This is a genomic window from Paractinoplanes globisporus DSM 43857, from assembly GCF_000379645.1.
GTDB lineage: Bacteria > Actinomycetota > Actinomycetes > Mycobacteriales > Micromonosporaceae > Actinoplanes > Actinoplanes globisporus.
Genome location: NZ_KB903312.1, coordinates 42,437 through 68,320, shown reverse-complemented (window position 1 = coordinate 68,320; position 25,884 = coordinate 42,437). Strand labels below are relative to the sequence as shown.

Here is a 25,884-nt window from a genome sequence, read left to right as displayed (position 1 = left end):
GATCCATCTCGCGCCACTCGCCCGGCCCAGGCGCACTCGTCAGCCGCTCGATCATGGCCCGCGCGTCATCCTCCGAGTCGAAGTCCCAGCGAAGCACGTTGCCGGTTTCCGAGTCTCCGTCCCGTGCGGTCACCCGGTAGCTGACTGTGAGCCAGACGTCTCGCCGTGCGAGGCGGCCCCACACACCGTTCCACCACCTGGCGAGCACCTTCATACGATCAGGCTAGTCGAACGTATGTGCTAGTGGATAGTGACAGAGCTGCCGGGACGTGTCACACCCCTTTTCCTGGTCAGAGTGGGTCGAGTGACACCAGTGACAGCGGTGACAGCGGTGACACGGGAGGTCACCGACCGTATCCGTTCAGCGACGTCCTGGCCAGGTCAATCCCGGTCGGTGGGTACGGGCGACGCCTCAGTGTCGCCATCGATGAAACGGGCGCCGTCGTGCTGTCGGATGGCCGGCGAGGCTCCCGGCGCCAGAGCATCGAGGATCCGCGCAGCGAAGGTCTCATTCATCTCGGTTGCCACTCGATCGACAGTCCACCAATCCACCGCGGCTGACTCCTCGGTCGGGTGCGGAGTGCCGTCAAGGAGACGGCCTCTAAAGACCAGGGCGACCACGCCGAGTTTCATGTTCTTGTAGACACCGGTGAGGCCGATCGGCTCTATCACGACGCCGGTTTCCTCATGGAACTCCCGGCGGACACCGTCCTCGACGCTCTCCTCGAGTTCCAGGATGCCGCCCGGAAGCTGCCAAGCGCCGTTGTCACGCCGCTGGATCACCAGAACTCGATCCTGCTCGTCGGTGACGACAGCGGCAACACTGACTGAATGGCGTGGAGTTGTCATTTTGACTCCTCGAAAAGGCAGAGTGCGGCGGTAGCGTCGTCATGCCGCTTGTAACGCGGAAATTCGTTCCCGGAAGGGTCAGCATTCTCTGCCTGCCGAACCCGGCGTATTAGAGCGCGCGGCCCCGATTCGGTGAGTAGGTCGAGTAAACCGCCCCAGGTCATTAGGTGGTATCGGTCGACTGCGCAGGACAGGCCGTCAGTGAGAAGGGCTGCCCGCCGCACGCCGCTAAATTGTCCAGTTACGGCGTGGTACGCGGCTTGAGGATTTGCCGCGGCGATCCAGTACCCGCAGGGCTTGTTGATCAGTGCATATTTGCCCGGTGTCGGAGTGCCGGCAGGTCGGCTTATTCCCCCGTCTGCCAGCGCTGCTCGCCGAATTTCCGTAACTGCGTTGCCGAAGCGCTCGTCCGTGAGAACGGTGGGAGTTTGACTGCCATGGTCAACGACAAGAGTGCAGTCGGCCAAAATTAGGTATTCGAGGCGGTCGTCATCCGCACGTGCCAAACAAATGGCAGCGGCAGGGGTTGCAGGGTTGTCCAAGTCGCAATGGCCCTGATGATCCCCGCGGACTCTGGTTATCGCTTCAGCCAGCAAGTTCGACAGGCCGTCATTTGGTGTAGCTCTGGCAACTGAGCCGAGCTGCGCTGTCAGGCGTTTTACGTACCAGGCCGGGCCATGAATGCAACCTGATGGAATGTCGGGCGGTGCGGTCACGCCGTCAAATACGCCAACGAGGCCGCCGATATGCAGCGCGCCGTCCTCGTTGGCGAGTCGGCCGGGCGCCGCTTCGGATGCCAAAGTAACGTGCATCACTTACCTGTCTCGACGATCGATTCTTCCCATCCGTAGCCTAGGGACCATAGATGCTGCGGCATTACGTGAATGCATACTTCGATCGGCAGATCGGTCGCCGTGTAGGCCACGTGCCGGATCTCGAATACCCATTGTGTCGGGTCAAGGTCAAGTATTCGTTGTTCAGAATCTGTCGGTGTTCTGCCTGTGACATCTTCAGTGAAACGGACCGGGCCGTAACCGATTTCTGCAAGTCGGCCATAGGATCCACCGGTCCCGGCGTCCGGCTTCATCAACGCCTTGCAGTCCTTTGTCTTCGACCAGGGGAAGTAGGAGTCGGCGATTTGAGTTGGCTCGTTGTTAGCGTAGAGAACGCGACTTCGTAGAAGCGAGGATTCGCTCGCGGGAATTCCGAGAACCGAGGCCACGGCCGGTGGCGTGTCGACACGGCCAATCTGCCGGTACTCGGTTCGAGATTCAAGGTTCAGTTCTCGGGCCTCGACCTCACCGGCGCCCGTTCCTTGCTGGCGAGCTGCGTAACGCTTCCGGGAATCGCGATGGATTCGCGCCAGGGAGCGGACCGTCGTGCCGGCCCCGCGGCGCACTTTGACATCGCCCGAAGATCGGAGTTGGCCGATCGCGCGGTTCACGGTCGGGCGGGTGACGCCGAACTCTCGGGCGAAATCCTCTTCGCTGGGCAACGTCGAGCCTGGCGGGTAGGTGCCCTCCTCGATCCTGGCGCGAATCGTCTCGGCGATTTGTGTGTACTGCGCGCGAGGGGTCTCGATCATGAGTGCTCGCTGTCTCCCCTGCTCGTAAGACGTCTTACGGCGATCGTACTAGCGCCACGCGTGTGGCGCTCAGCCGCAAAGTTGAAGTCTGACACGTCTTACGTCTTGCGTCTGCACTCGTTCGGGCCTTAATCTGCTGAGCAAAGACGTCTTACGTCTTTCCTCTCCATGAAGGAGTCCGAGATGCAGTCCCTTCCGTTGGGTGAGCCGTCTCCGGCCGACCTGTCCGCGATCGTGGCCGAGTGGCCGCTGATCGCGGCCGAGTTGGACCTACTGGACGCCGAGATCACCAACATTTACGCCGTCGAGCACGGCGGTCCGTCGCCGTTGGACTGGCGACGTCTGCGCCGGGCCGAGGCCCGCGTCACCCGCATGGCCGCCGAGCTGGCCGCGCGTCCTGCCTCCCGCCGGGAGGTGGCGTAATGACCAAGGACATTCACCAGCTCAAGCGGATCGGCTGGGGTACCCGAGGTGTGTTTGCCCTCGGCATCTCCGCCTCGTTGGCCGGCAACGTGCTGCACGCCGCGGACAACCCGGTCAGCAAGGCCATCTCGGCGTGGTCGCCGCTGGCGCTGCTGCTGACCGTCGAGCTGATCTCCCGCATCCCGACGCGACGCGGCTGGATGACGGTCGCCCGGCTCGGCGCTACCGCGGTGATCGCGGGCATCGCCGCGTGGGTGTCGTACTGGCACATGGCCGGCGTCGCGGCCCGCTACGGCGAGACGGGCGCGAGCCCTTACCTGCTGCCGTTCAGTGTGGACGGTCTGATCGTGGCCGCCTCGATCAGCCTGGTCGAGATCGGCGGCCGGATCCGCGCGCTGAGCGAGCCCGCCGAGGACGTCACCCCGGCCGTCAGAATCGCCCCGATCGTTGCCGAGCCGGTCATCCCCGCGCCGCTGGCCGAGGTCGAGCCGGTTATCCCCGAGCTGGTCAAGAAGACTGCCGCGAAGCGCGTCACGCCGCGGCCGGCGTCGGCCGACAAGGTGGCCCGCGCTGCGGCCAAGCACCCGGGCGCGAGCGTCGCCGAGATCGCGAAGAAGGCCGGCGTGTCCGTCTCGACGGCCCGGCGTCACCTGCCCGCGGCTCGGCTCACCGATGCGTCAGCATCTGCCCCGGTTCCTGGGGAAACACCCGTTCTCGTGGCTGCGTGAGGGGCTGACCGTGATGCGCCTGTTCCGCGACGAGACCCGCACCCACCGCGCCGCCCTGATCGCCGCCCGCCGTCGACTTCGCGAGGTCAGCGACCGCGACGGGCACGTGTCGGACGACTTCTGCGACGCCAACGCCGCCGTGATCGAGGCGGAGAAGCCGCTGCGCTGGTGGCAGCGCCTCGACATCGACATCGACCTGTACACCGCCACGTCGGGAGAGGACTGACCCGCGATGACCGAGATCGAGATCTTCGAGGCGTGCGCCGAGCTGCACAACCTGCGCGTCGAGCTGGCCGAGTTGCACGAGTGGGCCGAGGCCGCGCTCAGCAACGACGGCCACGACCGGCAGTACATCGCCGAGCACTTGTCCGACGCGCTCGACGCCCTGGCGACCGGCCACGACGTGCCGGTGCACCCGTTCTGATTCCGCCCGGCGGCGGGGCTCCTACCGACCAAAGCAGCGCCGTACCGCCGGTCCCTCCGTCAGCCAGCAAAGACCCTAGGAGAGGCCCTCATGGTCGCGCAGACCACCCGCACTGTCACGACTCGACTCACCTGCGGCTGCACCGTTGCGAGCCGGCCTGGCGAGTACGCCACCTGCCCGGCCGGCCACGCGCCGATACGCCCCGACCACCTGACCCGTACCCGTCGGAAGGGCTGAGCACAGATGACCACCCCTGACCGCGGCCAGCCGGACGACTTCGACTGGACCGCTGCCGAGAACGACGTCGCCGACGCTGAGGTCGTCGACCTGGACGCCGCCCGCGCGCTGCGGACCGGCGGCCCGGCCGCCGAGCCGGTGCCGGACGACGAGATCCCCGCCGAGCTGGACGACGACGCACCGGTGCTGGTGGACAGCCTCGCCGCGCAGCGCCGCCCGGGCCGGCTCTCCCTCGCCTCGTTCCGCGACGCCACGCGGGTGCCGATCGTCCCGTCGTGGATGAAGTCGACCGCCGAGTTCAGCGGGAACCTGGCGTGGGCGGCCGGGTTCGGCGTGCACGCCCTCGCCTACCACGGCTTCCGGGTGCCGAAGTACACGGCCCGGATCGCATGGCGGATCCCCCGCGGCCTGATCCTGGTCGTGGGCGGCTACTTCCGGTGGCTGTTCGACCTGGAGGGCGAGGCCGTCCGGCAGGCCACCGTGCGGACCGAGGACGCCGAGACCTACATCAAACTGGCCCGCCAGCGTGACCGCCGGGTCCGGTGGCGGGGCATCACCGCCGTCGGCACCCTGGCCGCGTTGGTCGTGGCCGCGGTATGGCTGGCGTTCTTCGCCTCCCCGGTCGCGCGCTACGGCGTGCTGGCCGCGCTGGGTGTGCTGCTGGGCTACCTCGGCACGCCCGCGGACAAGCCACTGTTGGACACCGCGGTCGTGCGGCGTGACGTCGCGCCGCTGACCTCGATCGAGGTGTTCACCGCGCTGTGCTCGCTGCGGATCCCGGGCATCGACGCCGCGGTCCGGCGCGGGGACACCGGCCGGTCGTGGTTCCCCGAGCCGATCTCTCGGGAGAACGGCGTCGGCTGGCGCTGCGCGGTCGAGTTGCCCCGCGGCGTGGTCGCCTCGACGGTGGTCGACAAGCGGGAGGAGTTGGCCGGTGCGTTGACGCGTCCGCTGGGCTGCGTGTGGCCGGAGACCAACGCCGACGTACACCCCGGCCGGCTGGTCCTGTTCGTCGCCGATCACGACATGTCCCGGGCGAAGCAGAGCCCGTTCCCGCTGCTCAAGTCCGGAACGGTGAACCTGTTCAAGGCGTCACCGTTCGGCACCGACCCCCGCGGAGCGCTGGTGACGCTGACGCTCATGTTCGCGTCGATGATCATCGGTTCGATCCCGCGGATGGGTAAGACGTTCGCGCTGCGGTTGGCGCTGCTGATCGCCGCGCTTGACCCGCGGGCGTGGATCCTGGCGTTCGACCTGAAGGGCACCGGCGACCTCAGCCCGTTGGAGCCGGTCGCGCACCGGTATCGGGCCGGTGACGACGATGAGGACATCGCCTATGACCTGACCGCGATGCGCGAGGTGCGCACCGAGATGCGCCGGCGTACGAAGGTGATCCGGGAGCTGCCGCGGGACCTGTGCCCGGAGAACAAGGTCACCGACGACCTGGCGAACACCCGCAAGCTTGGCTTGCAGCCGGTCGTGATCGGTGTGGACGAGTGCCAGGTGTGGTTCGAGCACCCGAAGTACGGCGACGAGTTCGAGGAGATCTGCACCGACCTGATCAAGCGTGGCCCGGCCACCGGCATCACACTGATCCTGGCCACCCAACGCCCGGACGCCAAGAGTCTGCCGCCGGGAATCAGCTCGAACGCCGTGCTGCGGTTCTGCCTCAAGGTCATGGGCCACATCGAGAACGACATGGTTCTCGGCCCGTCGCAGTACAAGAACGGTGTGCGGGCCACGATGTTCGGCCGCCGCGACCGAGGCATCGGCTACCTCGCCGGTGAGGGCGATGACCCGGTCATCTCGCGGACGTTCTACATCGACGCCCCGGGCGCCGAGGTCATCGTGCGGCGGGCACGGGTGCTGCGGGAGAAGGCCGGCAACATCACCGGCCACGCCGCCGGGGTCGTGCTCGACGTCGCCGAGGTCCGCCGGGACACCGTTCTCGAGGACGTCGCCGCGGTGATGGCCGGCAAGAAGAAGCTGTGGGCGGCTGTGCTGGTCAAGCTGCTGGCCGAGCTGCGCCCGGACGTCTACGCCGAGCTGACCACCGACCAGCTCCGGGCCGCGCTCGCCCCGCACGAGGTCGCGCCGGGGCAGGTGTGGGGCAGCGACCCGGACACGAGCGAGACCGGCAACCGGCAGGGCTACGCCCTCGCCGACATCACCGCGGCCATCACCCGGCGTGACGGAAACGGCGGGCGCGGCAAGACCAAGTGACCCGCGAATCGGTCCTAGGTCTAGGACCGCAGGACTCCTAGACCTAGGACCCCTCCTAGAACCCCATCCGATCCCTGATCAGCGCCCTAGCACCTAGGAGCGCCGACCCCGTGCACCCTGAAACCGGCCCTGGAGGCACTGCCGTGACGACCCTCGCCCTCCTAGTCGCTCTTGGAATCCTCGGTTACACAGCGTTCTACATCCTCAACTGCGCCTACAACCCGTGGGGCGTCTGCAAACGCCCCCGCTGCCGCTCCGGACGGATCTACTCCCGGATCTTCACCAAGACGTTCCGCGAGTGCCCGCGCTGCAACGGCACCGGCCGGCGCGTGCGTGTCGGCCGCCGGATCTACGAGTACCTGCGCTCCGAGCACAAGGCAGGCACCAAGTGAGCGCCCGGACCATGGCCCGGCTGCACCGCGAGCCGACCGAACACACCACGTGGTGCGCCCGCGACCACCGGTGCGGCGCCGCCGAGCACCGCTCGGCCGACCTGATCGCCGACAGCGTCGGCGGCCGGGCCATCGTCACCCGCGTCCGGGCCGGCAACGTCGAGTACGTCGAGATCCGCGCCCGGATCCCGTTGCACCGCAACGAGGACCGCGCCCGCTGGCAACTCGCCACCACCCTGCGCCTCATGCGCGACCTGATCACCACCGTCATCGGACACACCCCCGCGATCACCCGGCGCGGCGACCGGCCGGCGATCGAGCGGAGGTTCGCGTGATGGCCCGCCCGCTGCTGCTGGATCTGTTCTGCTGCGCCGGCGGCGCCTCGGCCGGCTACGCGGCGGCCGGGTTCGACGTGATCGGCGTGGACATCGCCGACCGGCCGCGCTACCCGTTCGGGTTCGTCCGCAACGACGCGCTGACCTACCTGGACATCCTCATCACCGGTGGCGGATACCGCGCCTTCACCCTGATCAGCGCATCCCCGCCGTGCCAAGCGGACTGCGCACTGACCCAGGGCACCAACCAGGCGATGGGCTGGGGCCGCGAGCACCCGCAGCTCATCCCCGCCCTACGCGCCCGGCTGGAGCGCACCGGGCTGCCGTACGTGATCGAGCAACCCAACGGCACCGCCCCGGTCCGCAAGGACATCACGCTGTGCGGGGAGATGTTCGGGCTCGGCGTGATCCGGCACCGCAACTTCGAGCTGGGCGGCTGGACGACCGGTCGGCCGGTGCACGTCAAGCACCGGGGTCGGGTGCGTGGCTGGCGACACGGCGTCTACTACGACGGGCCGTACGTGGCCGCGTACGGCGCCGGTGGCGGCAAGGCCACCGAGGCCGAGATGCAGACCGCGATGCGGATCGGCTGGACGGACGTGCGGGAGGAGCTGACCGAGGCCATCCCGCCGGCCTACACCGAGTGGCTCGGCCGCGCGTTCCTTGCCGCCAACGGCCGGGCGATCAAGCTCGGGAGGGCCGCCTGATGTCCCGGATCCGGGCCGCCTACTGGGATCCCGACGGCGACCGGTACGGGCTACCCACCTACTGGTGGCGTGGCGCGCCCGCGGGCTACGCCACCCGGCGGCAACTGCGCATCGCCGGGCTGTGCCCCGGCCGGCAGCCGATCGCCGCGCAGATCCTGTGGGCCGGCGTCGGCGGCACCCGGACCGCGTACCTGTACCGGCGCGACCTCGCCCGACCCAAGCGCCCCGCCACCGTCGCCCAGCGGCGGGCGATCCGGGCCGCGCTGGCCGCCCGGCGCACCTGCCCGACCTGCCGCGAAGTGCGGCCGTACTTCATCCGCCGCTCGCTCGGCGAGTGCGAGACCTGCCACGACGCAAGGAGCACCCGATGACGCTCGCCCCCGAACACACCCTCGGCGCCACCCGATCAAGCCACCGCTGGGCCGCGATGCCCGGGAACTGGGACCGGCTCAACACCCGCGCCCTGTTCCCCAGCTCGAACGACTGGGGCATTCCCGACCTGCCCGCCGCGGCGGGCGAACCTGCTCGGTTGCTGCCGTACAACGCCCGGCACGCCATCAGCACCGCCCGGCCCGGCGACGCGGTGCATTTCTTCCTGGACGACTACCGGTTCGAGACCGTCTGGTCCAAGCCCGAACGCGGCCTGTCGCGATGCTGCACTATCGGTGCCGCGCTGACCCCGGATTTCAGTCTGTGGACCACGATGCCGCTGGTCATGCAGCTCTGGCAGGTCTACCGCTCCCGCTGGTGCGGCGCCTGGCTGGCCGCGCACGGCGTCACGGTCATCCCGACCGTGTCCTGGTCGACGCCGGACAGCTACCCGTTCGCGTTCGCCGGCATCACCGGCGGCTCGACCGTGGCGGTCTCCACCGTCGGGATCGTCCGTGACCGTGAGGCGCGGGCGCTGTTCGCCGCCGGCTATGCGGCGATGCTGGCCGCGATCCGCCCGGCCTGCGTGCTCGTCTACGGCAGCCGGCCGACCTGCTCGGTTGGCGACGTGCCGGTCCGGGTCTACCCGTCGCGATGGGCGGCCCGGTGATGGGCGGCCGGGGAAGCCGCGGCCGGGCCCTTCCGCAGCCCGGCCGGGAGAACGGGCGGCCAGACCAGCCGACACCAATTGACCAGGTTGGCCGGCCGGACCGCGCGGATCCGGCGGGGCCGGGCCGCGAACCGCAGGACAAGCCGACGCCGCGCACCACCGGCGAGATCCAAACCCGGATCCGGGAGATCTACGCCGACCTGGTGGCCCACGGCAGTCACCCGTGGGTGCACCTGACCGACGTCCGCGACGCCCTCGGCGACCTGCCCAAAGCCGACGTCGACCGCGCCCTGGAAGGCCTGCTGGACGACGAGAACATCGTCATCGACCCCGAGGTCCACCGGCACACGCTCGGCGAACGAGAACACGCTGCCGCGGTCTGGATCGGCGGCGAGTGGCGGCACCGCCTGTGGATCAACCCGGGCCGATGAACACCAACCGAGCAGCTCCGCCGTCCGGCGGCTGGCTGGACTGGCGTGATCACCGCACCGGGCCGCCGCTGCCCTGCCGCATCTGCGGCCGCCCATCGATCTTGCGCGACGACAACGACCGGCCTTGTCACAAGGTCTGCGCCGAGAACCAAACTGCACCATCCACACCCGACGCAAGGGAGCGGATTCCCATGCACAGCACCGAATTGCTGACCGCGGCGCTGTCGGCCGCGGTCCGCGGCTGGCACGTCTTCCCGCTACGGCCCGGCGACAAGCGGCCCGCGATCGACCGGTGGGAGGCTCGCGCCACCATCGACCCCGACCGGATCCGCCGGTGCTGGACGGCCGGGCCGTACGGGATCGGGCTGGCCTGCGGGCCGTCCGGACTGATCGTGCTCGACTTCGACACCCGCAAGACCGGGCAGGCCGCGCCCGCGGGCGCCGAGGGCTACCTGCACGGCTGGGGCGTGTTCACCGACCTGTGCCGCGACCTCGGCCACCCGATCCCGTACGACACGTACGCCGTGACGACCGGCCGGGGCGGGCTGCACCTGTACTTCCGGCACCCGGACGGGATCGAGCTGCGCAACACTGCCGGCCTGTTGGGCTGGCTGATCGACACCCGTGCACACGGCGGGTACGTCGTCGCGGCCGGCTCGATCGTCGCCGGACGGCCGTACACGGTCCGGCAGGACACCCGCACGGCCGTGTTGCCCGGCTGGCTGGCCGAGCGGCTACAGCCCGCACCGCTGCGGCCCGCGGGACCACCGGTGGTCGTCGAGCTGCCTGCCGATCGGCGCGGCGCGTACCTGCGGGCTGCGATCGACGGCACGTTGGGCAAGCTCGGCGAGGCGGGTGAGGGCGGCCGGAATCGGGCGCTGTTCATGGCCGCGCAGACCCTCGGCCAGCTCGTTGCCGGTGGCGCGGTGGCCGAGGACACCGTGACCAGCGTGCTCACCGACGCCGCGGCCCGGCTCGGACTCGGCCCGCGCGAGGTTGAGAACACGATCCGGTCCGGACTGGCCGCCGGTGCCCGTCGGCCGCGGCAGGTGGCGTGATGACCGCCCCGACCCCGGCCGAGCGGCCTGCGCTGCGGGTGGCCGGGCCGGACGACGCCGCGGCGGTGCTGTCCGCGGCCGACCAGACCGCCCGGCTGCGCACCGCGTGGACCGCCGCGGACATCATGGGCATGCACTTCGCGCCGCCCCGGTGGGCCGTGCCCGGCGTGATCTCCGAGGGTTTCAACCTGCTGTGCGGACCGCCGAAGGTCGGCAAGTCGTGGATGTCGCTGGCCCTCGGCGTGGACGTCGCTCGCGGCGACCGGGCGTTCGGTGCGATCGACGTTGAGCCCGGCCCCGTGCTCTATCTCGCCCTGGAAGACACCGCCCGGCGCCTGCAGACCCGGCTGCGCAAGGTCCTCGGCGACCGGGACGCTCCCGCCGGCCTCACTCTCGCCACCCAGTGTCCGCCGCTGCCGCAGGGCGGCGACGTGGCCATCGCGGCGTGGCTCGACAAGCACCCGTCCGCCCGGCTCGTGATCATCGACGTGTTCGCCAAACTGCGGGGCAGCGCCCCGCCGGGGATGTCCGCGTACGACGGTGATTACTGGGCCGTGAGCAAGGCGAAGAAGGTCGCCGATGACTACGGCGTCGCCGTCGTCGCCGTGCACCACGTGCGCAAGGCCGGCGCGGACGACTTCCTGTCCGAGGTGTCCGGCACCAACGGCCTTGCTGGCGCGGCCGACGCGACCCTCGTGCTCAAGCGGGCGCGCAACCAGGGCGACGGTGTCTTGCACGTGACCGGCCGGGACGTGGACGAGGCCGAGTACCCGCTGACCTTCGACCCTTCCGCGGGCGCGTGGCGAATGCTCGACGGCCCGGCCGAGGACTACCAGGTCAGTGACACCCGCGCGGCGATCCTGCGATGGCTGCGCGGCGCGCCCGGCTCGACGCCCAAGGTCATCGCCGAGGGCGTCGGACTCAAGGCGGACACCGTGCGGCAGACCTGCTCGCGGATGCTCGCGGACGGGCAGCTTGCCGCCGAGCCGGGCGGCCGGTACCGGGTGCCGGGTGTCACCGCTGTCACTCCTGTCACTGCTGTCACTCAACCCGCGCTGACCTGCGGAAACGAGAGTGACAGTGCGAGTGACACCGAAGAGGAGGCGTGATCATGGCGGACCGGCTGAAACACGGAGGATCCGCCATGATTCCGGTCGGATGCATAGGAACACCCCAGGACATCGGAGATCTTGGCTCAGCGCGGCTCTCAGCGGGCCTCGCAGAGGGCCGCAGCGACATCGACCCCCGTACCCTCGCCATAACCCCGACACAGCACCGGGAGGCCGTCACCGTGCGACTCAGGGCCGTAGACAGCATCGACACGACCACTGCCGAGCCCGACCTGATCACCACGGAGGAGCTGGCGCGGATGCTGCGCGTGGATCCGTCCAGCGTGCGCCGCTGGCGGACCGCCCGGCCGCTGCAAGGCCCACCGTTCATCGCCCTGTCCGAACGCGTGATCATGTACTCGATCGAGGACGTCCGCGCGTGGCTGGCCAGCCGTCGAGTCACCCCGGAGGCAGCGTGACCAGCACAGCGCAGCACCCGCCCCTCAGTGTTTCAGTCAAGTCCGACGTGGAGTATCGCGCCGGGCGGCCCAAGCCCTACAAGGCTCGCGTCCGCTGGACCGACCCCACGACCGGTGACCGGCGATCCAAGTCGCACTCGACGGCCACACCCGAGGAAGCCCAGGAGTGGATCGACGGCATGATCCGCGCGGCCAACGGCGGGATCAACCCCGCCGCGGCCACGCAGCGACTCGCCGAGTACGGCGCAGACGTGATGCCGCTGGCCATTCGCGGGTTGGAGCGCAAGACACTCGATCCGTACCTGGCCGGCTGGCGGCTACGCGTCGTGCCGACCCTCGGCCACATCCCCACGGCGATGATCACCAATGGTGTGGTGGACCGGGCCGTCTACTCGTGGATCGAGGACGAGTGCAGCCGCTCCACCGTCAAGAACACCCTTGCCATCCTGGTCAGAGTGCTTGAACAGGCCATGCGCGATGGCGTCGTAGATCGCAACGTCGCGCGGGTCAAGGGCTGGCAACGCCAGTATCAGCAGGCCGAGGACGAGTTGGACGATCCGCGCTCGCTCGCCCTGCCGAGCTGGGAGGCACTGACCACCCTCGCGGACGCGCTCACCGCGAGATCGCACGACCACTTCACCGGGTGGGGACACATCGTCACCTTCGCAGCGTGCACCGCGGCCCGGATCGGCGAGGTGTCCGGCGTCCGGGCCGGCGACATCGACCGAGCAACGTGGACGTGGACTGTGCGGAGGCAGACCACGCCGGGACCGGGCGGGCTGATCGACAAGGGCACCAAGGGCAAGCGCGCCCGCAAGGTGCCGATCATCGAAGAGGTCCGGCCGATGGTGATCGGGCGACTCGACTCAGCGCCCAGTCCGGACGCCCGGTTGTTCACCGGCCCGCGCGGCGGCCGGATCAGTACCGCGGTGCTGCGGGACGCCACGCACTGGGACGAGGTGGTCACCGAACTGGGCTACGAGCACCTGCGACGCCACGACCTGCGGCACACCGGACTGACGTGGCTGGCCGATGCCGGCGTCCACGTACACGTGCTACGGAAGATCGCCGGGCACGGTTCGCTGACCACCACACAGCGGTACCTGCATCCGGATCAGCGCGCGATCGAAGAGGCTGGAACGGCACTCAGCGCGCACCTGAAAGCACCTCGGACGCCAAAGAGGGCTCAACTCAGGGCTGTTTAAAGGGGCAACCTTGAAGCCGGGCTCGCCATACCCCGGAACTCGTGATCCGTCATACATGCAGCGCACGCCGTGTTGATCTACCATTCAGGAAGCCCTGTCACCGAGGTGCTGATTTCATCTCGGTGACAGGGCCAACTCTGCTCGGCCGGGTTATACCAGGCCGTCACTTCCGCCAGCCTCGATCTTCGGCGGGGTCGTGCCATCATCATTGGCAGGAGGGCCCTGCCGTCGCCAAGCGGCGATAAGGCGTTCAGCACGCCGTAACGGCTCACCGGACGGCGCGAGAATAACGATGGCGACAAGGGCCACAACTGCGATAACGACCCAAGGGTTCATGATTCGTCCTGCCGGATCCCTGCTACGCCCAAGCGGTGCGGGTTCACGCCAGCAAGGTTGCGGCGATGACTTCCCGTTTGGATAAGGAGGTAGAAGGCGAAGTCGAATTTCCTGGCCCACGTCTCTTGCTCTCGAAGTTCTCCCATCCATTCCTCGTAAAATCGTCCCTGATGCATTACCGGCGTAAGCCGGACAGCCCCTCGCACCATCGAGGCCGGAAGCCGACGATGCCACCGCTCGTCAACCCCGACACACGTCTTACGTGTTGATACAGCCGCTCGATCGAGCATCAGATCTTGCGCTCTCTCGATCGCCGTCAGTAACAGTCCCTGGATTCGGTGCGCCTGCTCATCGAAGCGCGCCACAGCCCCAGGCCCTCGACGGATCGTCTTGTGAAACGCCCGATCGAGGTTGGTGTTCAGTGATCTACTCTCCCGCCGAATCGCGCGAAAAAGTCTACGAAGCTCCCAGTCGTCTGCCGCCCCGGCATCCGCTGCCTCCCCCATCGTCTCGGCCAACTTGGTCAGTCGGCCAGCACTTGCGCTTGCCGCGTTAAGGTTCGACGCGTGCGCCCTCCGATACGTCATCGGAAGTCCTGCTGCGATCGCGAGTGCCTGAGACAAGACGTCGACGACTTTGAAACGGTCGGCGACGCCAGTATCTTCCATTAGATTCAACCCCCGGCCAATCCTGGCTTCCATGCCTGTATGCGTGCGCGCCTCTGCTCCGCATTGGCAACAAGTACCCTCGCTGATTCAGCACCTGCTGAACTCAACCGGTAATAACGACGGCGTGGTCGTCCTCGCTCCTGTGGATTGATATCCTCCCATTTACTTTCAAGCCACCCAAGCCCTTCCAGCCTTGCCAGAATTGGATGAATGGTCCCGCTCGCCAATCCGGCCGCTGCACAGATCTCCGTCCCGTACATCTCCCGGGAGGAGTTGTCCAGCAAGGCGCGCAGGACCGCGACCGTTTGTGGGGTCCCTTTCGGTCCAACCGCGTTTGCCATAGGTCGTACTCTACCAAGCCCTACGTAGAGTACGACAATGGGGGTCCCTAAAGTGGCCCGGCTCACTCCTCGCCGACGCGGTCTGCCGCCCCGGCCGAGCAGTCAGTTGCCCAGCAGCGGCGCCGACGGTCCCCAAACGGTCCCCAATGCCGAGTAAGGCGGTAGGGGTATGAGGATCAGGATGGAAAGCGGAAAGGCCACCAACCAGGGTTGATACCCTCGTTGGCGGCCTTTCTTGATCGTCGGGCTGACAGGATTTGAACCTGCGACCCCTTGACCCCCAGTCAAGTGCGCTACCAAGCTGCGCTACAGCCCGATGCCACCCGGCCCACCAGAGCACCGCGCGGCAACTCCCATACCTTACAACCTCTACCCGTGTGCCTTGCCGCGACCCCCCGGGCCCGTCTTCTTGCGGGGCTTGACCGACAGCTCGATCGGGGAGCCCTCGAAGCCGAACTCCTCGCGGAGCTTGCGCTCGATGAACCGTAGATAACCCGCGTCCAGCGGGCCCGTCGTGAAAAGCACGAACCGCGGCGGCGCCACGCCCGCCTGGGTGGCGAACAAGATGCGGGGCGCGCGTCCACCCCGTACGGGATGGGGGGTGGCTTGGGTCAGAGCCGTCAGCCACTGGTTCAGCGCGCCGGTCGGGATCCGCTGCTCCCAGGACGCCAGCGCCTTGCGAATCGCCGGGGCCAGCTTGTCGACCGCTCGGCCGGTCTTGGCCGAGATGTTGACGCGGACCGCCCACGGGATGCGCTTCAGCTCGCGGTCGATCTCCTTGTCGAGGTAGAAGCGGCGGTCGGCGTCCACCAGGTCCCACTTGTTGAAGGCGATGACCAGCGCCCGGCCGGCCTCGACGACCTGGGTCAGTACGCGCTGGTCCTGCTCGCTGATGACCTCGCCGGCGTCCAGCAGCACGACTGCGACCTCGGCCGCTTCGACGGCGCCGGCCGTACGCAAGGACGCGTAATACTCCGTACCGGAGGCTTGGTTGACTCTTTTGCGAAGGCCGGCCGTGTCGACGAATTGCCAGATCTCGCCGTCCATCTCGACGAGGCTGTCGACCGGGTCGACGGTCGTGCCGGCGGCGGAGTCGACTACCGCGCGCTCCTCTTTCGAGAGCTTGTTCAGCAGCGACGACTTGCCGACGTTGGGGCGGCCGACCAGGGCGACCCGCCGAGGGCCACGCGGGCCGTCCTCGACGATCAGCGGGGGCTCGGGCAGCGCGGCCAGGATGTCGTCGAGCAGGTCGCCCGAGCTGCGGCCGTGCAGCGCGGAGATCGGGTGCGGCTCGCCCAGGCCCAGGGACCAGAGGGAGACAGCCTCCATCTCCAAATTCTGGTTGTCGGCCTTGTTCGCGACCAGGATCACCGGCTTGTGGCTGCGCCGCAGCATCTTCACGGCGGCCTCGTCGACGTCGGTGGCGCCCACGGTCACATCGACGACGAAAACAACAACATCAGCGGTCTGTACGGCGATTTCGGCCTGGGCGGCGATGGCGGCGGCGCGGTCGCGGGCGTCGGGCTCCCAGCCGCCGGTGTCGACGACCGTGAAACGGCGGCCGTTCCACTGGGCGTCGTAGGGAACGCGGTCCCGGGTCACCCCGGGTACGTCCTCGACGACTGCCTGGCGGCGGCCGATGATGCGGTTGACCAGCGTCGACTTGCCCACATTGGGCCGGCCGACGACAGCAACCACGGGAACCGGGCCGGCGGAGGACAAATCCGGATTATCCGGGATGTCCAGGCCGACGGGGAGCTCACTCACTTATTCACCCTGCTGTCAAGAAGCTTCAAGAGGTACGCGACGACCTCGTCGATCCCCAAGCCGGTCGTGTCGACCTCGAGGGCGTCGGACGCCTGTCGCAGCGGGTCGGCGGCTCGGGATGAATCCAGTTTGTCACGTCGCACGAGCGAGGCCTCGGTCGCGGCGACGTCGGTGGCGTCTTCCGCGCTGCGCCGGGCGGCCCGGGCGGCGGCGGAGGCGGTCAGATAGACCTTCAGGTCGGCGTCGGGGGCCACGACCGAGGCGATGTCCCGCCCCTCCACGACGATCCGCGGCTGCCCGGCGATGATCGCCCGCTGCAGGGCCACCAGCTGGCGGCGCACGGCCGGCACGGCGGCGACGGCCGACACGGCCGCGGTGACCTCCGGCCCCCGGATCGGCCCGTCGACGGGAACGCCGTTGGCCGCGAAGTGCGGCGCGGAGGGATCGGTGCCGATCGACAGCTCCGTCTCCAGCGCGATCTTCGCGATCGCCTCGGGGTCGGAGAGATCGGCCCCGGCCTGCAGCACCGCCCAGGTCACCGCGCGGTACATCGCGCCGGTGTCGAGGTACACCCCGTCGATGGCGGCGGCGAGTCGCCGGGAGACGGTGGACTTGCCCGAGCCCGACGGCCCGTCGACGGCCACCACACACTTCTCCGGCTGCACTTCTTCCGCCACCGTTCCTCCCCAGTTCGCCCGCCCGACCCAACCCTCCCATTGTGCCCGCCGTGGAAAGCATCGACGAACTAGGGTATGTTACTGACGAGTAACGCCGGAGGGAGCGAAAATGCCCACGCTCGACCGTCAGGACGCCGTCTTCGTGCTCGACCTCGGCGACACGGAGAACCGATTCCACCCCGACTGGATCACCTCCGTGAACGCCCTGCTCGACGAGGTGGAGAAGGGCGACGAACCACGCGCCCTCGTGACCACAGCGACCGGCAAGATCTGGTCCAACGGCCTCGACCTCGAGTGGCTGTTCGAGCACCCGGAGCGCTTCCCGGCGTACGCGGCCCAGGTCCACACCCTCTTCGCGCGGGTGATCCGCCTGCCGATGATCACTGTCGCTGCCCTGCAGGGCCACACCTTCGCCGCCGGCGCCATGCTCTCGCTCTGCCACGACCTGCGCGTCATGCGCGCCGACCGCGGCTACTGGTGCCTGCCCGAGGCCGACATCAACATTCCGTTCTCGGTCGGCATGAGCGCGCTCATCCAGTCGCGGCTGACGCCGCAGACCGCCCATGAAGCCATGGTCACGGCCCGACGTTTCGGCGGCATTGACGCGTACGCGAAACAGATCGTCGACGAAGCCGTGCCCGAACCGGACGTCCGCGTGCGCGCGCTGGCCCTCGCCCAGCAACATGCCCCCAAGGCCGGGCCCGCACTTCACACCATCAAGACGAGGATGTACGCCTCCGTCCTGGCGGCCCTGGACTCCGAGGCGGAGAACGCCCCCGATTCCGCCCTGTTCCGCTCGAGCGGGCCGTCCGACAGTTGATCAGCTCTCGCGCCGCGGCCGTTCCGGCGGGTCGGCCAGCAGCGCCCGCCAGGACTCCCTGCTGAACTTCAGCACGGGACCATCGATGTCCTTGGAGTCCCGAACCCAGACGGCATCACCCACGAACGCCACCTCGACGCAATCTCCGCCACCGCTCCGGCTGCTCTTGAACCAACGGGGCTCACCCTGGCCAGTACTCGTCACGTCCGCCTCCTTGATGAGGCGCTTGATCGGGCGCGGGCGGCCCGTCGGCTTCCCCGTCGCCCACGCCTCCGTTGTACGTGTCGCACGGCCGATCACAAGGAACCCACATTCCGTCATCGGCAGATATACCGTCAGTGTAGATAGCGGTTGGTCGATCTACTAGGTACGTGAACTGCACTCACGGTCATCAGGCTGAGGGATTCAGTCCGATAAGCTCCAACTCACGTCCACTACCGGCCAGTAGGCATTAGGCTCAACGAACTCACGGCTGGACAGCAAGGACGCCGCCCAGAGGGAAGCCAGGACGCGAGGTATCCGCGGAGGTGGCACCGTGGCCGAGCGGCAAGAAGTCGAGACTTCTCGAAGCACGCTGAGCTGGCCGACGTTCGCCGCCGGCGGCCTCGTTGCGGGGGTCTTGGCCATGGGCCTCGGCCGTGCAGCCCGGTCAGTTTTCCCTCGCGATGCAGATACGGCCCTAGCGGCTCAGATCGTCGTCGTCATCGTCATCACGATCTGCGCCGGCGCCGCCTTCGGGACGAGTGATCTGCTCCTGGCCCGCTGGCGGCAGCTTCGTCGCCGGTAGCCCGCCTCGCCCGGCCACCCATCGTCGTACCGAGACGACGACCTTTCCCACGGTCATGGCAACCACGCCCAAGCCGACGACGGCGCCCCAACGCCGCGGGTCAACCTTCAGATAGAAGACGATGGTCGCCACCAGCGCCAGAAAGACCAGGATGCCTACGATCGGGGCCGCCATCAGGACAACGGCTCGCATCACCCTGGGCCAGCTGCTCAGCAGCCACCGGACCAAGTCGATCATTTCGGACCTGTCCGGGCGCCGCCCGGTAGGTTCAGGGGTGGCCATGACGACCACCCCCACACGGACGACGCGCACGCACGAACGACGACATCGTCTCGCCGTGCGTGCGCCTCGATCTCATGAGCCACCTCACTGAGGTGCGCGGGCGGTCCCGTCACCGCCCGGCTGTCGCGTTAGGTGTTCGACTCAGGTGCGTCGTTTCCGGCCGGCTTAGGGTTGAAGTCCGCCAGTACTTTGTCGAGAAATCCGTTGAGTTCCCAAGGCTTCGTTGCCACCGCTTCCAGATCCCAGAACAGAGTCAGGTACCGCTCGGTCTCGGCCTCCATGTCACGAGAGGCAAGACCACCCGCGGCGTCGTCGATGTAGAGGACGTAGTCCTCGCCTTCGGCGAACTCCAGGATTTGGAACGGGCCGCGAATCCCGCCATGAACCCCGAGCTCGAACGGCAACACCTGGATGGTGAGCCGGTCGGCCTCGGCACGCTTCTTGAGTCGATCGAGCTGATTGCGCATCACCTCGGGGCCGCCCACCCACCGCCGAAGTGCAGCTTCATCGATCATGAAGTAGAGCTCCGGCCGATCCTCTCGGTCGAGCAGCCCCTGCTGGTCCATGCGAGCCGCGACGCGATCATCGATGTCCTCGCTGGAGAGATCGGGCGTCGAATACGACGTGATCACCTCCCTGGCGTACTCCTCCGTCTGAAGCAGGCCCGGGATGAGGAGAGTTTCGAATTGCCGAACCCGGACCGCCGATGAGCGAAGGTTCCAAAACTTGATCGTGCTGGTGGGCACCGACTTGCCATACGTCGCCGTGGTCAACTTGCGCGATCCTTGGGCGAGCCTGGTCAGTTCGTCGACCTGCTTCCCGCGGACACCGTAGTGCCCGAGCAATGCCCGCAGGTCGGTGACGGTGATGCCGACCGCGCCGTTTTCGATCCGAAGCAATTTGGAAGGTGACCAGGCCAGCGCGTCCGCGACTTCCTTCTGCGACTGCCCAGTCGCCTCTCGAGACTTCCGTAGCTCGATCTGCAACCGGCGACGCAGGACTGCCGGGTCCGGGCTCTCGGCCATTATCAAGATCTCCTAGAAGGTGGCTATCTGCTACGTAGCAGACGGTAGCATGCAGAGGGCTACCTAGCACGCAGGGACTTGTAATAGATTTGGATGCATTCTGAGCTGCCACAATCCCAGAGATCACAACAGCAACAGGCGCATCGTTAGCGAGCCGTCTGCTACCTAGCAGATTGCATGCGGCCAGGTGCACGTCCCCAGCAGACACTACCCGTGTTTCGGCGGGCCCTGTCCAGCGGAGCGGGTCATCGTCTCCGAGCAGGGGAAACTTGAGACTTGAGGCAATGACGGGCGGAGTTACCGCACCGAATCGGTGCCTGGCGCCGGCGGCGAGAGGGGGTGCGCGCCCTCCGGCCGCAGCCCGTCGACGACCAGCGCCAGATATCGCCGCCACAAGTCGGGGGGCGCGTCCGGGACGAAGCTGACCACGTGGGCCGGGACGCACATCATCAGGATCACGTCCAGGCCGGTTATGTCGGCGCGGATCGCGCCTGCTCCCTGGGCTCGCGAGACCAGGCCGACTATCGCGCCGAACAGCCGCTCCCGGGCGTCGCGCAACCGGTCGTTGATGTCGCCGGCGTCGCGCAGGAACGAGAAGTCGAGCTGTTGCTGCTTTCCGGCCGCTGCCTCCAGGAACTCGAACAACGCCGGGCCGGGGTCGTCCCGCACATACAGCTGGCGGGCCAGGGCGGCGAGCGAGTCGACCCGATCCAGCACTACCGCGGCCAGCAAGTCGTCCTTGGTCGGGAAGTGGCGGAAGACCGTGCCCTTGCCGATCCCCGCGCGGCGGGCGATGTCGGCGACCGAGGCCTCCATGCCGCGGGCGGCGAACTCCTCGGCGGCCGCCGCCAGCAGCAGCGATCGGTTGCGCGCGGCGTCGGCGCGGAGGGCTCGGGTCACAGGGCGACACTAACAAGTTGACCGGCCGGTCCGGTTACGCCTAACGTGACCGGACGGTCCGCTTAGAGCTGAGGAGCAAGCGACATGAAGGCTGTGCTGGTCGACCACTACGGGCCGCCCGAGAAGTACCGGGTCGGCGAGATCGAGACGCCGCACGCCGGGGCGGGGCAGATTCAGGTGCGGATCGCGGCGAGCTCGCTGAACGCGATCGACCTGCGCTTGGCGACCGGCGCTTTCGGAATCGCTTTGACGTTCCCCCACGTGCCGGGCTGCGACTTCGCCGGGACGGTCACTGAGGTCGGGGACGGCGTCACCGCGTACGCCATCGGGGATGAAGTTTTTGGTCATGGAATTCCGCGGGCTCTGAAGGGAATGCTGCCGTTCCCGAAGCCGAGTTTGACCACCGGCACGCTGGCCGAGTTCGCGGTCTTCGAGGCGGACACGCCGTTCATCGCGCCTCGGCCGGCGACACTTCCGGCAAGAGAAGCCGCCGCGCTGCCGACCGCCGGACTGACCACCAACGCCCTGCTGGCCCAGGCGAAGATCCAGCCCGACGAGACGGTGCTGGTGATCGGCGCGACCGGCGGAGTGGGCACGACCCTGCTGCCGGCGCTGCGAACAAAGCGAACAATTGCCACAACCAGGCCGGGCGATGAGATCGTCGGAGCGGACGAAACCGTCGGATACGGCGAATACCCCGGCGAAATCGACGTGGTGATCAACCTGGTGCTGCCGACCGACCAGCTCAAGGAGGCGGCGAAAAGCCTCAAACCAGGCGGCCGGCTCTACACGATCACGTTCCCCGCGCCCAAGCCCGAATACATCGACCGCGACGACGTCACCTTCGAGATGGTCCTCGACATGGAGAGCGGTGTCCGAGATGTCACGACGCTCATCCCGACAATCATGAAGACCTACAGCCTCGACGACGGCCCCCGAGCGATGGTCGATTTCGCCCGGGAACACACCGTAGGAAAGCTAGTCGTCGTCCCGTGACACGGCCTGGGACAAACTAGTCGTTGTCCTTTGAGACAGCCTTATACAAAGCGGTGACCTCCGCCGGGGACAGGTGCCGGAAACCGCCTGGCCGCAGGTCACCGAGGCGAATCGGGCCCACCGCCGTGCGGATCAGGCGGGTCACCGGGTGGCCGACGGCGTCCATCATCCGGCGGACGATGTGCTTGCGGCCCTCGTGCAGCACGATCTCGACCTGGGCGGTCTTGCCGAGCGCGTCGACGAGCTTGAAGGCGTCGACGGTGGCGGGCCCGTCCTCGAGCTCGACGCCGGCCAGCAGCTGACGGCCGACGGTGCGCGGCAGCGGGCCGACGACCTCGGCCAGGTAGGTCTTCGCGATCCCGTACGACGGGTGGGTCAGTTTGTTGGTCAGCTCGCCGTCGTTGGTGATCAGCAACAGGCCCTCGCTGTCGGCATCGAGCCGGCCGACGTGGAAGAGCCGCTGGTCGAACTGGCCGAGGAAGTCGGCCAGCTCGGTGCGACCCTTCTCGTCGTCGAGCGAGGTGACGACGCCGCGCGGCTTGTTCATCGCGAGGTAGACGAGCTTGGTGTCGGTGATCACCCGCTGGCCGTCGACGAGAATCTCGGCGGTGGCCGGGTCGACCTTGTCGCCGAGCTTGGCGACCTTGCCGTTGACGGTGACTCGCCGCCGGAAGATCAGGTCTTCGCAGGCGCGGCGGGAACCGACACCGGCGGCAGCCAGCACTTTCTGGAGGCGTTCGGCGGTGTCAGCCTGGGGCATCGAGCACTTCTTCCACATCGTCGGGCAGGAATGGGGCGAGCGGCGGCAACTGGTCGACCGAGTTGATCCCGAGTTTCTCCAGGAACAGCGGCGTCGTGCGGTACAGGTAGGCCCCCGTCTCGCCCTCGACGCCGCACTCTTCGATCAGTCCGCGCGTGACAAGCGTACGCATGACCCCGTCGCAGTTGACGCCGCGGATGGCGGAGATCCGCGACCGGGTCACCGGCTGCTTGTAGGCGACGACCGCGAGAGTCTCGAGCGCCGCCTGGGTCAGCCGCACCGACTGCCCGTCGAGCACGAACCGTTCCACGTAGGCGGCGTATTCCGGCCGCGTGTAGAGACGCCAGCCACCCGCGGCCCGCCGCAGGTCGAACCCGTGCCCCGCCGCGGTGTACCGCGCCGACAGGTTCTCCAGCATCGCCCCGATCCGCTCGGTGGGCTGCTCGAGGATCTGCGCCAGCTGCATCTCCGCAACCGGCTCGTCCACCACGAGCATGATGGCCTCCAGCGCCGCGCAAAGCTCGGCGTCGTCGGTCAATTCAGGCAATTCTTCGGCCGTACGCGCGGACGGCTCCCCAACCGCAGCGGAACCGCCCCGACTTCGGCGGCCCTGCTCGGGAACCGCCGCCGTCACGGGCGCCCGGTCGGCACCGTCGTCCGCCGCCGGCTGCGTGCTTCCTTCGTCTCCCCCGGCGGCGTCCTCGATCGGCACCAGTTCCTCGACCGGCGGGTCGACCGCCTCATCGTCGCTGACGTCGTCATGGGCCGCCTGGTCGAAGACACCACCCGCGTCATCCCCGTCGAGCGGCAACGCCTCATCGACAACCGGCTCGTCCTCGGCGCCTTCCTCGGCCGCGTCCTGCACGGCCTCCGGCAACGACAGATCGGGCCCGATCTCGCCCACGCTCGGCTCCGGCGCAACCTCCTCCGTCGGCAGCCTACGCGGCTGGTCCACGCTCGCCGGCGCGTCCGCGGCCCCGCTCAGCGCCGCCTGCTCCGCCGGCTCGGACAGCGCCGCCTCTTCAGCGGGCTCGGACAGCGCCGCCTTTTCGGCCGGATCGGACAGCGCCGCCTCTTCGGCCGGCCCGGTCAGCGCAGCCTCTTCGGCCGGCTCGGTTAGCGTCGCCTCTTCGGACTCGTCGCCATACCCCGGCGGATTGGGGCGCTCGAACGCCTCGTCGAAGTCGTCATCGTCGTCGGAGAGCCCCGCCTCTGACCGCTCCTCGTCGTCATCGGGCCGCCCGTGAGGCTCCTCATCGTCGGACGCGTCCGCACTGATCTCGTCGACGACCGCATCGTCCTCGTCGACGAGATCGTCGGCGGCCGCCAGCTCCTCCGCCTCGGCGAAGTCGTGCTCGTCGCCCCGCTCGGCCAGGCGGGCCTCCGCGTCCGCCTCGGCCGCTGCCTGGAAAGCCCGGTCCGGCGGTCGCTGCTGGCGCTCCCACGGCGGCACCCACGCCGCCGCCTGCTGGGCAAGCGATTCGGCTCGCTCGTCGTCGCTCACGATCGCTCCTCCTGCACGGCGTCGTCGTTGTCATCGTCAAGATCATCAAGGCTCGCGGCCTTGTCAAATCCGCTCGGCCCGGATGTGCCCGGCTCCCAGGCCTCCGAATCCTCCAGCTCGTCCGAATTGTCCGGCGGGATGACGGCCCGGTTGGGGTCGGGCGGGCTGCCCTCGTAGTCGTCCTCCGGCTCGTCCGGCTCGTCCGAATTGTCCGGAGAGGCCGCGGCCCGGTCCGGGTCGGGCGGGCTGCCCTCGTAGTCGTCGATGTCGAGCTCGGCATCCGCCGCGTCCCCGCCGACCCACCGCACCGTCAGCTCGTCTAGCGAGACCGGCTGCTCGAACTCGACCAGCCCTTCGCGATAGAGCTCGAGCAGCGCCAGGAACCGGGCGACCACCTCGAGCGTGTTCTCGCAGTCGGCGATCAGCAGCGAGAACGTCGCGCTGCCCGCCCGCCGCAGCCGGTCGCGCAGCAGTTGGGCATGCTCGCGCACGCTGACCCGCACCTGGTGGATGTGCGCGATCGAGACCTGCGGCGGCCCGGGCTTGGGCGTGAACTGCTTGAGCGCCAGCTTGAACAACCGCTCCACCCCGACGCCGAGCACCAGGTCGGGCAGCGCCTCGGCGAACCGTGTCTCCATCGACACCGCGCGCGGCCAGCGTTTCGCCCCGGTCGCCTCCAGATCGGAGATGAAGGCCGCCGCCTCCTTGAAGGCCTTGTACTGCAACAGCCGGGCGAAGAGCAGGTCGCGGGCCTCGAGCAGGGCCAGGTCTTCCTCGTCCTCCACCTCGGCGGCGGGCAGCAGCCGGGCCGCCTTGAGGTCGAGCAGGGTGGCCGCGACCAGCAGGAACTCGCTGGCCTCGCCGAGATCCCAGTCGTCGCCCATGGCGCGGATGTACGCGATGAAGTCGTCGGTGACCGTGTGCAGCGCGACCTCGGTGACGTCGAGCTTGTGCTTGCCGATCAGCTGCAGCAGCAGGTCGAACGGGCCGGTGAAGTTGTCGAGGCGTACGAGAAATTTGCCGGAGTCCTCCGCGGCCTGAGCAAGCTCAAGGCTGTCGGCGGCGGGTTCCACGGCGTCTTCAGGCACCTGCTGACCGTAGACCACGGGGACGACAAGCTGTTCCGGGCTCACAACCACGTTTCAACGCCGCAGGTCAGCACAGGTGACTGGGGCGAAGGGAAGATCAGCCCCACAGGCGCAGGAAGACGAGTCCGAGCGCGTTGAGGATGCGCATCAGGAACGGGTACGGCAGCGGGAACAGGCAGCAGATCAGCAGGATGAGCACGCCGAGGTTCTTCTCCTCGAACCACAGCCGCATCCACTGGATGCCGTTCCCGGGCCGGCGCAACGCGTAGTAGAGCACGCCGAAGCCGTCCAGCGGCGGGATGGGGATGATCGCGAGCAGCCCGAAGCTGAGCAGCCCGACCCCGAGCGACAGCAGGATCACCGGTCCCGTGTCGCCCTTGACGCCCTGCAGGACGATCCCGGGCGTAAGAAAATCCAAACCACCATTCGGGTACGCGAGCGCGTACGCCCCGATGATGATCTCGCCGAGGACGATGGTGACCAGCGGGCCGGACAGGAAGACCAGCGCGGCCCGCCCCCGGCTGCGATACCGGTAGAACTCGTCGACGGAAAGCTTGTGGCCCCAGCCCATGCCGCCGAGCGCGGCCGCGACCGCGCCGAACGGGTCGACGTCCTCCCGCAGGCTCGGCCGGATCGATTCCCGGCGGTCGGCGAGGCCGAGGCTGCGCGCGGTGAGCCGGATCGCGATCGCGCGCAGCATCAGACCGAGGAGAAAGGAGACCAGCAGGGCGGCGAACGCCTTGGGCGTCCCGAGCGCGAAGAGCACGGA

General features: G+C 68.3%; 32 protein-coding genes and 1 tRNA gene. 17 read left to right on the top strand and 16 right to left on the bottom strand.

Features of this window, described 5'->3' with window-relative positions; genetic code table 11:
• Positions 1-381 precede the first annotated feature (381 nt).
• Genes A3CQ_RS54125 through A3CQ_RS59385 form a run of 3 tightly spaced genes read right to left on the bottom strand, consistent with a single transcriptional unit; the run spans position 382 to position 2,434 of the window.
• Positions 382-849: an NUDIX hydrolase gene (locus tag A3CQ_RS54125; RefSeq protein WP_051115364.1), complete on the bottom strand. Its 468-nt coding sequence runs from the start codon at positions 847-849 to the stop codon at positions 382-384.
• The gene (locus tag A3CQ_RS61055; protein WP_157296370.1) at positions 846-1,664 is read right to left on the bottom strand and encodes a hypothetical protein; all 819 of its coding nucleotides are present in this window, start codon (positions 1,662-1,664) and stop codon (positions 846-848) included. The genes A3CQ_RS54125 and A3CQ_RS61055 overlap by 4 nt, the downstream gene beginning before the upstream one ends.
• Complete coding sequence (locus A3CQ_RS59385; protein WP_084699234.1) at positions 1,661-2,434, bottom strand: GntR family transcriptional regulator; 774 nt, start codon at positions 2,432-2,434, stop codon at positions 1,661-1,663. Before A3CQ_RS59385 ends, A3CQ_RS61055 begins: the two co-directional genes overlap by 4 nt.
• Before the next feature lie 183 nt (positions 2,435-2,617).
• On the opposite strand from A3CQ_RS59385, the gene A3CQ_RS0126910 reads away from it, so the two are divergent.
• From A3CQ_RS0126910 to A3CQ_RS0126840, 15 genes are all read left to right on the top strand, one after another.
• The gene (locus tag A3CQ_RS0126910) at positions 2,618-2,857 is read left to right on the top strand and encodes a DUF6284 family protein (RefSeq protein ID WP_026206246.1); all 240 of its coding nucleotides are present in this window, start codon (positions 2,618-2,620) and stop codon (positions 2,855-2,857) included.
• The gene (locus tag A3CQ_RS0126905; RefSeq protein ID WP_020514055.1) at positions 2,857-3,585 is read left to right on the top strand and encodes a DUF2637 domain-containing protein; all 729 of its coding nucleotides are present in this window, start codon (positions 2,857-2,859) and stop codon (positions 3,583-3,585) included. The genes A3CQ_RS0126910 and A3CQ_RS0126905 overlap by 1 nt, the downstream gene beginning before the upstream one ends.
• Positions 3,586-3,595: 10 nt before the next feature.
• Positions 3,596-3,811 (top strand): hypothetical protein, encoded by a 216-nt coding sequence (locus A3CQ_RS0126900; protein WP_169516313.1) that lies wholly within the window; start codon positions 3,596-3,598, stop codon positions 3,809-3,811.
• 6 nt (positions 3,812-3,817) lie between these two features.
• Complete coding sequence (locus A3CQ_RS0126895) at positions 3,818-4,009, top strand: hypothetical protein (RefSeq protein ID WP_020514053.1); 192 nt, start codon at positions 3,818-3,820, stop codon at positions 4,007-4,009.
• 243 nt (positions 4,010-4,252) lie between these two features.
• Positions 4,253-6,469, top strand: a complete 2,217-nt coding sequence (locus A3CQ_RS0126890) for a hypothetical protein (RefSeq protein ID WP_020514052.1) — start codon at positions 4,253-4,255, stop codon at positions 6,467-6,469.
• A 143-nt stretch (positions 6,470-6,612) separates the two neighbouring features.
• Positions 6,613-6,861, top strand: coding sequence for a hypothetical protein (locus tag A3CQ_RS0126885; RefSeq protein WP_020514051.1), 249 nt, complete (start codon positions 6,613-6,615; stop codon positions 6,859-6,861).
• A complete protein-coding gene (locus A3CQ_RS0126880; RefSeq protein ID WP_020514050.1) occupies positions 6,858-7,196 on the top strand; it encodes a hypothetical protein in 339 nt (112 codons plus the stop codon). The genes A3CQ_RS0126885 and A3CQ_RS0126880 overlap by 4 nt, the downstream gene beginning before the upstream one ends.
• The gene (locus A3CQ_RS0126875) at positions 7,196-7,903 is read left to right on the top strand and encodes a hypothetical protein (RefSeq protein WP_020514049.1); all 708 of its coding nucleotides are present in this window, start codon (positions 7,196-7,198) and stop codon (positions 7,901-7,903) included. Before A3CQ_RS0126880 ends, A3CQ_RS0126875 begins: the two co-directional genes overlap by 1 nt.
• A complete protein-coding gene (locus tag A3CQ_RS0126870) occupies positions 7,903-8,274 on the top strand; it encodes an RRQRL motif-containing zinc-binding protein (protein ID WP_020514048.1) in 372 nt (123 codons plus the stop codon). Before A3CQ_RS0126875 ends, A3CQ_RS0126870 begins: the two co-directional genes overlap by 1 nt.
• Positions 8,271-8,942, top strand: coding sequence for a DUF4417 domain-containing protein (locus A3CQ_RS0126865; protein WP_020514047.1), 672 nt, complete (start codon positions 8,271-8,273; stop codon positions 8,940-8,942). The genes A3CQ_RS0126870 and A3CQ_RS0126865 overlap by 4 nt, the downstream gene beginning before the upstream one ends.
• Positions 8,927-9,373, top strand: coding sequence for a hypothetical protein (locus A3CQ_RS0126860; protein ID WP_020514046.1), 447 nt, complete (start codon positions 8,927-8,929; stop codon positions 9,371-9,373). Before A3CQ_RS0126865 ends, A3CQ_RS0126860 begins: the two co-directional genes overlap by 16 nt.
• Positions 9,374-9,564: 191 nt before the next feature.
• On the top strand, positions 9,565-10,431 hold the full coding sequence (locus tag A3CQ_RS0126855; protein WP_020514045.1) for a bifunctional DNA primase/polymerase: 867 nt from the start codon (positions 9,565-9,567) through the stop codon (positions 10,429-10,431).
• On the top strand, positions 10,431-11,540 hold the full coding sequence (locus A3CQ_RS0126850) for an AAA family ATPase (RefSeq protein WP_020514044.1): 1,110 nt from the start codon (positions 10,431-10,433) through the stop codon (positions 11,538-11,540). Before A3CQ_RS0126855 ends, A3CQ_RS0126850 begins: the two co-directional genes overlap by 1 nt.
• Before the next feature lie 2 nt (positions 11,541-11,542).
• Entirely contained in the window at positions 11,543-11,959 is a 417-nt protein-coding gene (locus tag A3CQ_RS63025) for a helix-turn-helix transcriptional regulator (protein ID WP_245577341.1), read from the top strand.
• A gap of 47 nt (positions 11,960-12,006) precedes the next feature.
• Positions 12,007-13,164, top strand: a complete 1,158-nt coding sequence (locus A3CQ_RS0126840) for a site-specific integrase (protein WP_020514042.1) — start codon at positions 12,007-12,009, stop codon at positions 13,162-13,164.
• Between the two features lie 332 nt (positions 13,165-13,496).
• Here the strand turns inward: A3CQ_RS0126840 and A3CQ_RS61765 are convergent, their stop codons facing one another.
• The 5 genes from A3CQ_RS61765 to cmk form a co-directional block, all read right to left on the bottom strand.
• Positions 13,497-14,201, bottom strand: coding sequence for a hypothetical protein (locus tag A3CQ_RS61765; RefSeq protein WP_169516310.1), 705 nt, complete (start codon positions 14,199-14,201; stop codon positions 13,497-13,499).
• On the bottom strand, positions 14,174-14,509 hold the full coding sequence (locus A3CQ_RS59380) for a helix-turn-helix transcriptional regulator (RefSeq protein WP_084699233.1): 336 nt from the start codon (positions 14,507-14,509) through the stop codon (positions 14,174-14,176). The genes A3CQ_RS61765 and A3CQ_RS59380 overlap by 28 nt, the downstream gene beginning before the upstream one ends.
• Positions 14,510-14,751: 242 nt before the next feature.
• Positions 14,752-14,825, bottom strand: a tRNA-Pro gene (locus A3CQ_RS0126835).
• A 53-nt stretch (positions 14,826-14,878) separates the two neighbouring features.
• Positions 14,879-16,276: a ribosome biogenesis GTPase Der gene (gene der / locus A3CQ_RS0126830; protein WP_040432915.1), complete on the bottom strand. Its 1,398-nt coding sequence runs from the start codon at positions 16,274-16,276 to the stop codon at positions 14,879-14,881.
• Positions 16,273-16,953, bottom strand: a complete 681-nt coding sequence (cmk, locus tag A3CQ_RS0126825) for a (d)CMP kinase (RefSeq protein WP_026206241.1) — start codon at positions 16,951-16,953, stop codon at positions 16,273-16,275. The genes der and cmk overlap by 4 nt, the downstream gene beginning before the upstream one ends.
• 109 nt (positions 16,954-17,062) lie before the next feature.
• On the opposite strand from cmk, the gene A3CQ_RS0126820 reads away from it, so the two are divergent.
• Positions 17,063-17,773: an enoyl-CoA hydratase-related protein gene (locus A3CQ_RS0126820; protein ID WP_020514039.1), complete on the top strand. Its 711-nt coding sequence runs from the start codon at positions 17,063-17,065 to the stop codon at positions 17,771-17,773.
• On the opposite strand, the gene A3CQ_RS63020 is transcribed toward A3CQ_RS0126820, so the two are convergent.
• The 4 genes from A3CQ_RS63020 to A3CQ_RS0126800 form a co-directional block, all read right to left on the bottom strand.
• Positions 17,774-17,977: a DUF397 domain-containing protein gene (locus A3CQ_RS63020; RefSeq protein WP_040432976.1), complete on the bottom strand. Its 204-nt coding sequence runs from the start codon at positions 17,975-17,977 to the stop codon at positions 17,774-17,776.
• A gap of 475 nt (positions 17,978-18,452) precedes the next feature.
• Entirely contained in the window at positions 18,453-18,797 is a 345-nt protein-coding gene (locus A3CQ_RS0126810) for a hypothetical protein (protein ID WP_157296366.1), read from the bottom strand.
• 173 nt (positions 18,798-18,970) lie between these two features.
• Positions 18,971-19,867, bottom strand: coding sequence for a helix-turn-helix domain-containing protein (locus A3CQ_RS54115; protein ID WP_020514036.1), 897 nt, complete (start codon positions 19,865-19,867; stop codon positions 18,971-18,973).
• Between the two features lie 297 nt (positions 19,868-20,164).
• Complete coding sequence (locus A3CQ_RS0126800; RefSeq protein ID WP_020514035.1) at positions 20,165-20,767, bottom strand: TetR/AcrR family transcriptional regulator; 603 nt, start codon at positions 20,765-20,767, stop codon at positions 20,165-20,167.
• 84 nt (positions 20,768-20,851) lie between these two features.
• Between A3CQ_RS0126800 and A3CQ_RS0126795 the strand changes: the two genes are divergently transcribed.
• Positions 20,852-21,763 carry an NADP-dependent oxidoreductase gene (locus A3CQ_RS0126795; protein ID WP_026206240.1) on the top strand — a complete coding sequence of 304 codons (912 nt, stop codon included), beginning with the start codon at positions 20,852-20,854 and terminating at the stop codon, positions 21,761-21,763.
• 16 nt (positions 21,764-21,779) lie between these two features.
• Here the strand turns inward: A3CQ_RS0126795 and A3CQ_RS0126790 are convergent, their stop codons facing one another.
• From A3CQ_RS0126790 to A3CQ_RS0126775, 4 genes are all read right to left on the bottom strand, one after another.
• Positions 21,780-22,541 carry a pseudouridine synthase gene (locus A3CQ_RS0126790; RefSeq protein ID WP_051115363.1) on the bottom strand — a complete coding sequence of 254 codons (762 nt, stop codon included), beginning with the start codon at positions 22,539-22,541 and terminating at the stop codon, positions 21,780-21,782.
• Positions 22,510-23,535 (bottom strand): SMC-Scp complex subunit ScpB, encoded by a 1,026-nt coding sequence (scpB, locus tag A3CQ_RS59370; RefSeq protein ID WP_370657625.1) that lies wholly within the window; start codon positions 23,533-23,535, stop codon positions 22,510-22,512. Before scpB ends, A3CQ_RS0126790 begins: the two co-directional genes overlap by 32 nt.
• 488 nt (positions 23,536-24,023) lie before the next feature.
• Positions 24,024-25,115: a segregation and condensation protein A gene (locus tag A3CQ_RS54110; protein ID WP_245577339.1), complete on the bottom strand. Its 1,092-nt coding sequence runs from the start codon at positions 25,113-25,115 to the stop codon at positions 24,024-24,026.
• A gap of 97 nt (positions 25,116-25,212) precedes the next feature.
• Positions 25,213-25,881 carry a zinc metalloprotease gene (locus A3CQ_RS0126775; RefSeq protein WP_020514030.1) on the bottom strand — a complete coding sequence of 223 codons (669 nt, stop codon included), beginning with the start codon at positions 25,879-25,881 and terminating at the stop codon, positions 25,213-25,215.
• Between the last annotated feature and the right edge of the window lie 3 nt (positions 25,882-25,884).